Origin of the sequence: Nonomuraea sp. 10N515B (assembly GCF_052245915.1) — a bacterium.
In the GTDB taxonomy this organism is placed as follows: Bacteria; Actinomycetota; Actinomycetes; order Streptosporangiales; family Streptosporangiaceae; genus Nonomuraea.
Genome location: NZ_JBQQBQ010000132.1, coordinates 1 through 10,133, shown reverse-complemented (window position 1 = coordinate 10,133; position 10,133 = coordinate 1). Strand labels below are relative to the sequence as shown.

The following is a 10,133-nucleotide window of genomic DNA, read 5'->3' as shown; positions in this document are numbered from 1 at the left end:
GTGGGCGTACATGTCCGCGACGTCCCCGACGTGCTGCACCCTGCCCTCGCCCAGCACCACGGTCCGCGCGGCGAACGTCAGCGCCTCGTTGGGGTCGGCCGTGGAGTAGACGACCACGCCGGGGGTGTCGGCGAACATGGTCTTGAGGTCGGCGCGCAACTGCTCGCGGAGTTTGAAGTCCAGGTTGGCGAGGGGCTCGTCGAGGAGCAGCACGTCCACGGGGCGGGCCAGCGCGCGGGCGATGGCGGTGCGCTGCTGCTGCCCGCCCGAGAGCTCCGCGGGCCGGCGGCCGAGCAGGCCGGCGATGCCCATGAGCTCGGCCACCTCGCGCACCCGCCGGTCGATCCCGTCCTTGCGGAATGTGGAGTCCAGGCGGAGCGGGGAGGCGATGTTCTCATAGACCGTCAGCGACGGATAGTTGATGAATTGCTGATAGACGAAGGCGACCGACCTTTTCCGCACGGCAATGCCGGTGACCTCTTTTCCGTGCACCATGACCCGGCCGGAATCCGGGGTCAGCAATCCGGCGGCGACGCGCATCAATGTCGTCTTTCCCGCGGTCATGGGACCGACGAGGGTGGTCATTCCGTTGGGTAATTCCAGATGAATGTCGTCGAGCCAGGTCTCCCCGCGTTGCCGTACGGAGACGCCATCGAGAATCAGCGTCACGGTCCCCGGTCCTCTCTCCCTGACTTCCATCTAACATCATCTGAAACTTTGTGCAAATCACGGTTTGACGTCGAGATAACAGTGAATGGCCGGGCCTATCGCCGTGACGACGTCCTTCCTGCTCATGGCGTCCGAGCGCGGGGAGATCAGGACATCAGGGCATAGGGCCGTCCGCGTATGCCAACGGGTGTTTGCCAACGTGTGTTGACATCTCATGGCGTCCTCATCTAAAGTCAACAGGTGTTGGCAGAAGGAGGAGACATGGAAACCACCGATGTGCTCGTCGTCGGAGCCGGCCCCGCGGGCCTCACCGCCGCCATCGTCCTGGCCCAGTCGGGCCACGACGTCGTCATCGTGGACGCGCAGGCCGAGGGGGCGAACACCTCAAGGGCCGCCGTCGTGCACTCGCGCACGCTGGAGCTGCTGGAGCCGTACGGTGTCACGCCCGCCCTGGTCGGGCGAGGGGTGCACACGCCGCGCTTCACGGTCCGCGACCGCGACCGGTTGCTGGTGGGGGTGCCCTTCGACGGGCTGCCGACCCCTTACCCCTACACGCTGATGATCTCTCAGGCCGACACGGAGGCCTACCTGCTGGCCCGGCTCACGGAGCTGGGCGTCAAGGTCCTGCGGCCGGCCCGGGTGACCACCGTTGCCCAGGACGGCTCCGGCGTCACGGCGACCCTCGGCGACGGGCGCGCCTTCCGCGCGTCCTACCTGGTGGGCGCCGACGGCATGCACAGCGGCGTCCGCGAGCAGGCCGGGATCGGCTTCGGCGGCGGCACGTACGACGAGTCGTTCACCCTGGCCGACGTGCGGCTCCACGGCGGGGTCCCGCGCGAGGAGGTCATCCTGTACTTCTCGCCTGACGGGCTCGTGGTCGTCGCGCCGCTGCCCGGCGGGACGTACCGGATCGTGGCCACCGTGGGGGAGGCGCCTCAGCACCCCGACGTGGCGTTCGTCCAGCGGCTGCTCGACACGCGCGGGCCGAAGGCCGTGCCCGCCGTGGTGGACGAGGTGATCTGGGGCTCGCGCTTCCGCGTGCACCACCGCATCGCCGACACCTACCGGCGCGGACGGATCCTGCTCGTCGGGGACGCGGCGCACGTGCACTCGCCGGCCGGCGGTCAGGGCATGAACCTCGGCATCGAGGACGCGGTCAAGGCGGGCGAGGCGCTGTCGAAGGTGTTGCGGGGCGGATCGCCTGACCTGCTGGACGCCTACGCCGCCGCCCGGCGCCCGGTCGCCGAGAAGGTCGTCGCTCTGGCGAGCCGCCTCACCTCCCTGGCCACCATGAGCGCGGCCCGCCGCCCGCTGCGGAACCTGGTGCTCGGCCTGGTAGGCCGGCTCCCGGCGGTGCGCCGCCGTCTGGCCTGGCAGCTGTCAGGACTGGACCGCCGCGGTTAAGGAAGGCGGCTAAGGAAGGATGGCGTCGACGTACCCGCCGTCCACCCGCACCGCGCCCCCCGTGGTGGCCGAGGCGAACGGCGAGCTGAGATAGACCACCATGTTCGCGATCTCCTCGGGCTCGATCAGCCGCTGGAGCAGCGACTGGGGCCGGTGCTCGCGCATGAACGCCCGCTGCGCCTCCTCCCACGGCAGGTCCCTGCCGACGAGCTGGTAGACGAAGTCCTCCACGCCGCCCGTGTGCGTCGGCCCGGCGATCACCGAGTTGACCGTCACCCCGCTCCCCGCGGCCTCCTTCGCGAACCCCCTGGACACGGCCAGCAACGCGGTCTTCGTCATGCCGTAGTGGATCATCTCGGCCGGGATGGCGACGGCCGAGTCGCTGGCGATGTACTGGATCCGCCCCCAGCCCCGCTCCTTCATGCCTGGCAGGTAGGCGCGGGTCAGCCGGACCGCGGCCAGCACGTTCACCTCGAAATAGCGCCGCCACTCGTCGTCACTGATCTCCAGAGCCGGCTTGGCGCCGAAGATGCCGAGGTTGTTGACCAGGATATCGACCTGCGGCAGCACGCTCAGGACCTGCTCGCACCCCTCGTCGGTGGACACGTCGCCGGGCGCCGCCACCGGGTCGCCGTCCATGAGCTCGATGGCCATCGCCACGGAGGCCTCGCTCCTGCCGTTGACGCCGACGCGGGCCCCGGCCTCGGCCAGCCCGGTGGCGATGGCCGCCCCTATTCCCTGAGTCGATCCGGTGACGAGTGCGGTCTTGCCGCTGAGATCTATGCGCACGATGTGTTCCCCCTGACCGCCATTGTCCGCGATCAGCGTGCGCGGGCTCACAGCGGGGTCCGACTGCGTAGGCTGGAGGCCGGCGCGGAAGGGGCGTGGGTGCACCGGATCCTGTGGGTGGTCGTGGCGGTCGCCTTCGTGGTGGGTCTCGTCGTGCCGTCCGATTCGGTGGAGGAAGCGCCGGGGGAGTGCCCGCCGCGGGACACGCGGGTGGTGGCGCCGTACGCGGTCACCGGTTACTGGGTCATTCCGCGGGCCGATGCGTGCGTGACGCGGCGGATGGTCGAGGCGATCCACGCGATCGGCGGGGACACGCTCGTCACGTTCGGGCCGCGGTTCAGCGTGGGTGCGGAGCCCGGCTGCGTCGTGGACGGGCGGCCGTGCGCCGACGTGCCGGGGGTGCGGCACGTCTACACCTACGTCACCAGCGAGGAGTTCGGGCCGGGCCTGCTGCGCTGTCCCGGCCTCGACCGGCGGATCGAGAGCGACGGGCGCGTCTTCTACCGGGTGTCGCTGGCGACGTCCTGCGACGCTCGCGTCCATGACCTGGTGCTGATCGCCACCGACGGCGACGGGCTGGGCAATCTGATGACGGAGGCGGCGGCGTACGGGATGAAGGTCTTTCCCGGGCTGCCTGCCGCGCCGCAGCAGGCGGGCAAGCCGTGGGAGCCCGACCTCGCCCACCTGGGCGCGCTGAACGCCTTCACCACGCGGGTGCTCGCGGACTACCGGACGCGGTTCGGGGCGGCCTTCGCCGGTGTCTATCAGTCGTTCGAGCTGGCCATGCGGACGCGGTCCGCCAAGGACCCGATCATCGCGCTGTACGCCGCCCAGCACGCGGCCGTCGCCTCCGCGCTGCCCGGCACGAAGATCCTGGTCAGCCCGTACATCGACGCGCGTCGCGGCCGCGGATTCCCGCCGGACCAGGTGGAGCCGGGGATGGCCGACATCGCCGGCACGCGGGCGGGCCTGCCGATGGCCATCGCCGTACAGGATGGGCGGGGCACCGGGAAGGTGCCGGTGTACGCGCTCAACGAGCGGGACGCCCGGGTCGAGGCGCGGCTGGTGCCCGTGGTCGGTGAGGTGACCTATGCGCAGGCGTACTACGGCTCCACGCGCGACTACATCGAGGCGGCGGCGCGACGGGTGCCGCCGGGGGTGGAGCTGTGGGTGAACGTGGAGGGCTTCGAGCCCACGCAAGTGGCCGGCGAGTGCGGGCGGGTCGAACCACTGCCGCTGCGCGGACGCCCTTCCAAAGCCCGGCTGGACCGGCAGGTCATGGCGACCGGGACCGGCGTACAGAAGATCATTTCCTATGGCTGGGAGCCCTTCTTCACCTGCCAGGCCCGCTACGACACGCCTTCGCTGGCCGACGACATCGTGCGCGAGTGGCGGCAGCCGATCATCGTGAACGTGACCCCGAAGGAGATGAACGGGCGGCCAGGGGTTCTCGTGGAGGGCTTCAACCTGCGCGGCGGTACGCTCCGTTTCGGCTCGCAGGTCATCGAGCAGGAGTGGCACGGCCGGCAGGGCCGGCTCGAGTCCGCCTGGGCACCATACCTGCCGACGAGCCCGTCGACGCCGGTCACCGCCACGAACGAGGCCGGCGAGACCAGCACGACCCCCTACGTGATGCCCTAGGCCGCCAGGGCCGCTACCAGAATGTCCGCCAGCAACGCGGCCTGGCTGCCGTCCTCGTCCAGGTCCGGGTCGAGGATGGTCACCTCCAGTCCCGCGGCTCCCGGAAGGGTGACCAGGCCGCGCAGCAGGTCGGTGAGCTGAGCGGCGTCGAGTCCGCCCGGGGTGGGGGAGTCCACGGCGGGCAACACGGAGGGATCGAGCACGTCGGCGTCCACATGAATCCAGAATCCGTCGAGCTCCTCCCGGACCAGCACCTCCTTGGCCCTGCCGAGGTCGATGTCGCTGCCGGGGAGGTAGGCGATGGTTCCGCTGCCGGCGATGTCCCGCACATCCCCCTTGTCCCGCACCCCGAGCACGATCACATCCTCATCCCGGACGTACGGCCGCAGGCCGTCGATGTCGGTGAGGTAGTCGTCACCGCGGCCGGTCACCAGGGCGAGGTCCTCCCCGGCCGCCGCGCCGACGTGCGGGGAGTTGCCCAGGTGCCGGAAGTCGGCGTGCGCGTCCACGTACGCCAGCCCGTAGCGTCCGCGTCTGCGCAGCGCGAGGGCGGGGCCGAGGACGATCGAGCAGTCCCCGCCCAGCAGTACGGGAAACCCGTTGAGCTCGGCCAGCCGGTTGGCGAGCGTGCGCGCATAGGCGGCGATGGCAGGCCCGTTACGCACGCCGTCGCCGCGTTTCCATGTGGCCACGTAACGGGGCGGCACGACCGCACCCGCGTCGGCCGCGCCGAGCCGCCGGACCAGGCCGGCGTTCCGCAGTGCCCAGGGAGCCTTGTAGCAGCCGGGGACGGCGCCGGGGGCGGGCGGGCGCAGGCCGAGGTTGGAGGGGGCGTCGAGGACGATCAGATCTCTGTCAGTGGTTATTATGGTCATACTCGTGACGGTAGCAAGGGGAGGGCGGATGCGCCAGTTCGCGGAGACGGGGATCGTGGCGATCGATCTGGCTAACACGTGGGACGAATACCTGGACGATCCCGAACGGTTGCCGGACGTGCCCGAGCTGCGCCGCTTCTGTCGTGAGCTGGGCGTGAGCGGGGAGAGCGGGATCGGCGCGGAGCATCTCGACGCGGTCCGGGCCGTGCGGGAGCGGCTGCGCGCCGTCCTCTTGGCGGGCGACCCTCCCGAACGGACGCGAGCCCTGGCCCGGTGGACCGCTGAGCTGCCGGTCCGGGCGGCCGTGGAGGATGCGGACGGCCTGCCCTGCCTCCGTCTCACCGCGCCTGCCGACGCCCCACTGGCCGAACGCCTCGCCGTCCGCTCCGTCGCCGACCTGCTCGACCTCGCCGCGTCAGGCGACTGGGAACGCCTGCGCCTGTGCGCGGCCCGACCGTGCCAGGACGCCTTCGTCGACCGCAGCCGCCCGGGCCGCCGCCAATTCTGCTCCACCCGCTGCGCCAATCGTGCCCACGCCGCCGCCTCCCGTGCCCGCCACCGGTAGGTCGGCGCGGGATGATCACTGACGTCGAGCGCATCAGGCGAGCCCTGGCCGACCGCAGACACGTCCTGGAATGACGGCTGCGTCCCTGCTGGAGCAGGGCAACGCGTCGGGGCACGGCTCGCCGGTACGCAGCGTCACCAGGACCGGCACGGTTGCGGCGAGCTGGCCGGTCAGGGCCGTCGAGCCGGGGTCGAGCTGGGTGAACAGCGAACGCATCATTCGTATACAGCAGTCTGGAGGCCATTGCGTTTGACGTCACGGGAAGATTTTCCATACCGTTCCCGGGCAGATTGGCGTACTTAGAGAGCGGACCTTGCCATTAGCGGTTTTGGCGTCAAAAACCACATTCTTCTCGGGAGTTTCGCACCAATTGCCATATCCACCAAAATTCGCTCTTGTGTGCGGAGCGATTGTCGCTCTCGGTCGACCGTCTTCTCTCCACGTCACGACGACCACGTCATCTGTCTCGTTGCTGACGAAAAGCTGTTGATCGGGGCGCGGCTGGCATCCAAGCAGACCACATGATCCTAAAACTAGGATCACGGTCATACGCGCGAGCCCGAGACGATTATTTGCCAATGACATCTCTACCTCGGTGGGTGCCGATCTCGATGAGGCGCCTGGTCATGCGTGACGTCTGGGGCCGTGCCAGCCCGCTCCCGCAGCCAGTGGGTGGATGGTGGAACCGGGCTGTCTAGCTGTGCCAGGGGTGGCGTCGTCGACACGGCTTTCAATTTAACGCCGTATCCCGTTCAGGCCCAGATGTGCGGCGACAAGTTTGGTGCCGTGACTCCCTTTGACGCTCGAAAGCTGGCTACGGTGGCTCAGTGCAACAGTCCTTTCGTGGAGGACGTCTTTGCCGAGGAGCTTCCTTGGCTCGTCTGGCTACCCAGGGCCGAGCGCCATCGATGCGTACGAGAGCTGCGAGGCTACCTTGTCGCGGAGGAGTGGCTGCCGTTCGATCGCTCGCTGGTCTCGTGGCGATCTACCGCGGAAATCTGGAGCGATCCGCAGCTTGCCCTTGAGCTGCAAGGCCCTTTCTCTGGTGACGGACCAGAAATTCCCCGTCCGACAAGCGCTTCCTGATTGGCTAGGCGTCGCCAAGATCGGCGGGGCGTCGCTCGAGCACCGACAAGACTCCGACGGTGTGACGTTTCGGAAGAGGTGGCGCCGGCGATCCAGGGCTGTGGACGCCTCAGCGATGCCTCGGATCAGACCTTTTCCGCCACTACCCGCGGATGCTCGGTGATGAGCAGGCCGATGTCCTCGACATCGGAGGTCAGGATCGCCACCCGGCCTGGATGCTGTAGGGCGGTCGCGCAGAGCATCGCATCGATGGCGTACTTGTGACCGTGCAACCCCGCACATCGCAGCAGCGCAGCAGCGGACTGAGCCAGGGTCTGTGTGACGGGCTCCACTCGCAGGCGCGACAGCGTCCACTCCAACGCGGCATCATTGATCTTCGGGTGAATCACCTCGACCAGCACTGCAGCCGAGGTGACTACAGGGAGGTCCGCGTCACGGGACGCCGTCAGCCACTCGTGCACCTCACGGTCCCTCTGCACGGCTTTTGCCAAACCCTCGCTGTCCAGGACTAGGGCACCAATCACGCAGCTGCCCCCGCTGCGGGCGCGTCGCCGGTGAGTCGAGCACGCTTGGCCGCCACGGCGTCCGGATCGGCCGGGCCGTTGACCTTTTCAAAGTCTGCGATCAGCTCGTTCAGGTTGTCCCGCTCGAGCTGGCGCTGGGCAGCCCTCTCCAGGTATGCGGACACGCCACGCTTGCCAACCCGCTCACGGATCGCCTGCAGCGTGCCGGCGGTGAGAGAGACGGAGATCCCGCTGCTGGGGCCGTCACCGGGAGGGAAATCAGCGTCGTCGACCATGACCCCATTATAGCATTGGAAATGCTATAAGTCCTTCGCCGCCGGACCGCGATCTGGGCTCATGCCATCGTCCGTGCGATATCTCGTGTCCAGCTCCTGTGTCTAGGAGCTCCGTTAGTCAAAGAGCGTACGACCCCAATAATCGCCCGCATCCCGAACGCCAGGTGGACCGCGAACAGCCCGCTAGAAACGTGCTTGATGTATTCGTTCAGCGGGTCGTTCTTGGCCAGCTTCAGCTGCACGGGCACGGACTGCTGATGCCGGGCTGGTGGAGCCTGAGCACGTTGTCGTGCTCAGCTCGCCCGCGGCCGGGGCTGTGGCGGCGGCATGGCTGACCGGCGACGACGCCCGGCGCCAGGCCCTTGAGGAGGCGGTGCCGGCGGTGCGGGGCCCGGCGGAGCCGACCGTGCTCAGGCGCAGTTCGGTGCACTGCGGCCGGTCGGTGAGCCGGGGCGGTCGGTGCGGGACGTCGTCCGTACGCAGCCGTGGGAGCGCGCGAGGGCAGCGCTCTACGCCGAGCTCGGGCCGACCGGTTGGGCGGCGCTCTGGGATCAGACGGGCGAACCGCTGTGGCCGCAGGTCGACCAGTTGGTCACCGCCATCCGCCGAGGGCTGGCCGACCTCGGTGGCGAGGCGCTGCGGCAGGTCACGTTGGACGCCGTGCTCGGGCAGCACGACGCCCCGTGGTTGTCGGCGTTCGACGGCCTGGACGGGCTGAAGCGGGTGGCCGAGTGCGCGGGCTGGTGGTGGCCGTACGAGCGGATGGCGATCATCACGGAGCGGCCTGTCGAGCTGCACCTCGACGAGCTCGCACGACTGCATCGCGCGGACGGGCCTGCCATGTCCTACTCCGATGGCTTCGCCCTGCACGCCTGGCACGGCATGCCCGTCCCCGCCGAGTTCGGGGCGTCGATGGGCGATCTCACGCCCGAGCGGATCCGCAACGAGGACAACGCCGAGCTGCGCCGCGTGATGCTGGAGCGCTTCGGTTACGACCGCTATCTTGCCGAGTCCGGCGACGGCACCAGCCGCACCTACTTCCTGCGGGTGCCGCCGTGGGTGCAGCGGGCGCGCGAGGGGGTCGCGTGGACGTTCGGCATCACGGAGGAGGACTACCGGCCCGAGCGCGAGACCTGACCGGGGAGAATTCCGCGGCGCCGACTCGGCCGGACGGCAGGGTCGCACACGCCAATGGAAAATCTCTGTAACTGCCATCCAATGCGGCGTCGAGGTGGAAAGCCGCAAAGTCGGCGGACACCCCGGTGGAGCCACGGCCCTCCGGGCCGGTCCAGGTGTGGGATGGGAGGTGGCGGCCTCCGCCGGGAAGGCTGAACCGCAGGCCAAGCGGCAGCCTCGCTCGGGGGCGGCTGGGCTGCAGGCCATGCGGCAGCCGCCCCTCGGGACGACTGGACTGCAGACAATGCGGTAGTCCTCGGGGCCTAAGCCGCAGTCGACGCCGGGCGGGTGATGTGTGCCGAGCGGGTGATGGATGTGGTCCGCGCCAGGGCGGCGGTCTCTACGGGCAGGATGCGGGCAAAGACGTTCAAGCAGGTTTGAACCGAGTTTGGAGAAGCCCGGCGCAGGCTTCGCACCATGAAACCTCCCAAGAAACGCACCGCGTTCTTATCCCGCATCCTCCGTTCGATGCTGGCGGTGCCCGTCGTCGCCCTGAGTGTGGTCGCGGTCTCCGCGACGCAGGCGTCGGCGGTGTCCCGCCCGGCCATCGTCTCCGTGGCGCAGGACCAGCTCGGCAACTCCACGCGCAATCACGAATCCCCGATGGGCAGCGGCTGCAACTACTACACCGGGTACTTCCGCAGTTGGAAGCCCGCCGACGGCTGCCCGAGCAGTGACGGCGTCCGGTGGCGCAACAGCGACTGGTGCGCCGACTTCGCCAAGTACGTCTGGCAGCGGGCCGGCGTTCCGTATGCCGATGTGCCCGAGGGCAGCGGAGGCGTCCTCACGGGATGGGCGTCGTCGTTCAAGGACTACGGCGTCGAGCACGGAACGTGGCACACCCTCGCCAGCGGCTACTCACCCCAGCCCGGTGACGCCATCGTCTTCGACTGGGACCAGAGCGGCGACATCGATCACGTCGGCATCGTGACCTCGGCGAACGCGAGCACCGTCTACACGATCGAGGGCAACAGCGACGACCGCACCCAGAGCAACTCCTACTCGAGGTGTGTCAGAGAAAATGCACCAGATCGGGTCTTAAATACCCATCAGTCGCGGGAGGGGTTATAGGGGATCCTGGCGTAGTTCTCGCCGGGCTGCAACCCGGGCCTCGTGTGCGTCCTTCAGC

The 10,133-nt window shown here is 68.9% G+C and carries 11 protein-coding genes; 5 read left to right on the top strand and 6 right to left on the bottom strand.

The window, feature by feature from the left end; translation table 11 throughout:
• On the bottom strand, positions 1–669 hold a 669-nt coding region (locus tag ACTWQA_RS57805), incomplete at its 3' end, for an ABC transporter ATP-binding protein (protein ID WP_443167290.1).
• Between the two features lie 261 nt (positions 670–930).
• On the opposite strand from ACTWQA_RS57805, the gene ACTWQA_RS57800 reads away from it, so the two are divergent.
• Complete coding sequence (locus ACTWQA_RS57800; protein WP_443167289.1) at positions 931–2,073, top strand: FAD-dependent oxidoreductase; 1,143 nt, start codon at positions 931–933, stop codon at positions 2,071–2,073.
• A gap of 9 nt (positions 2,074–2,082) precedes the next feature.
• On the opposite strand, the gene ACTWQA_RS57795 is transcribed toward ACTWQA_RS57800, so the two are convergent.
• Positions 2,083–2,862 (bottom strand): SDR family NAD(P)-dependent oxidoreductase, encoded by a 780-nt coding sequence (locus tag ACTWQA_RS57795; protein WP_443167288.1) that lies wholly within the window; start codon positions 2,860–2,862, stop codon positions 2,083–2,085.
• 99 nt (positions 2,863–2,961) lie between these two features.
• On the opposite strand from ACTWQA_RS57795, the gene ACTWQA_RS57790 reads away from it, so the two are divergent.
• The gene (locus ACTWQA_RS57790) at positions 2,962–4,503 is read left to right on the top strand and encodes a DUF4434 domain-containing protein (RefSeq protein ID WP_443167287.1); all 1,542 of its coding nucleotides are present in this window, start codon (positions 2,962–2,964) and stop codon (positions 4,501–4,503) included.
• Here the strand turns inward: ACTWQA_RS57790 and ACTWQA_RS57785 are convergent.
• Positions 4,500–5,378 carry an arginase family protein gene (locus tag ACTWQA_RS57785; protein ID WP_443167286.1) on the bottom strand — a complete coding sequence of 293 codons (879 nt, stop codon included), beginning with the start codon at positions 5,376–5,378 and terminating at the stop codon, positions 4,500–4,502. The genes ACTWQA_RS57790 and ACTWQA_RS57785 overlap by 4 nt on opposite strands.
• A 28-nt stretch (positions 5,379–5,406) precedes the next feature.
• Here ACTWQA_RS57785 and ACTWQA_RS57780 point away from each other — a divergent pair, with 28 nt between their 5' ends.
• Entirely contained in the window at positions 5,407–5,943 is a 537-nt protein-coding gene (locus ACTWQA_RS57780; protein WP_443167285.1) for a CGNR zinc finger domain-containing protein, read from the top strand.
• Positions 5,944–5,976: 33 nt separating this feature from the next.
• Here the strand turns inward: ACTWQA_RS57780 and ACTWQA_RS57775 are convergent, their stop codons facing one another.
• The 3 genes from ACTWQA_RS57775 to ACTWQA_RS57765 all read right to left on the bottom strand — a co-directional run bounded on the left by ACTWQA_RS57775 (position 5,977) and on the right by ACTWQA_RS57765 (position 7,828).
• Positions 5,977–6,162, bottom strand: a complete 186-nt coding sequence (locus ACTWQA_RS57775) for a hypothetical protein (protein WP_443167284.1) — start codon at positions 6,160–6,162, stop codon at positions 5,977–5,979.
• A gap of 992 nt (positions 6,163–7,154) precedes the next feature.
• Positions 7,155–7,553 carry a type II toxin-antitoxin system VapC family toxin gene (locus ACTWQA_RS57770; protein WP_443167283.1) on the bottom strand — a complete coding sequence of 133 codons (399 nt, stop codon included), beginning with the start codon at positions 7,551–7,553 and terminating at the stop codon, positions 7,155–7,157.
• Positions 7,550–7,828: a hypothetical protein gene (locus tag ACTWQA_RS57765; RefSeq protein ID WP_443167282.1), complete on the bottom strand. Its 279-nt coding sequence runs from the start codon at positions 7,826–7,828 to the stop codon at positions 7,550–7,552. The genes ACTWQA_RS57770 and ACTWQA_RS57765 overlap by 4 nt, the downstream gene beginning before the upstream one ends.
• Positions 7,829–8,287: 459 nt before the next feature.
• Between ACTWQA_RS57765 and ACTWQA_RS57760 the strand changes: the two genes are divergently transcribed.
• Positions 8,288–8,965, top strand: a complete 678-nt coding sequence (locus ACTWQA_RS57760; protein ID WP_443167281.1) for a DUF6745 domain-containing protein — start codon at positions 8,288–8,290, stop codon at positions 8,963–8,965.
• Between the two features lie 456 nt (positions 8,966–9,421).
• On the top strand, positions 9,422–10,075 hold the full coding sequence (locus ACTWQA_RS57755; RefSeq protein ID WP_443167280.1) for a CHAP domain-containing protein: 654 nt from the start codon (positions 9,422–9,424) through the stop codon (positions 10,073–10,075).
• Positions 10,076–10,133: the final 58 nt, after the last annotated feature.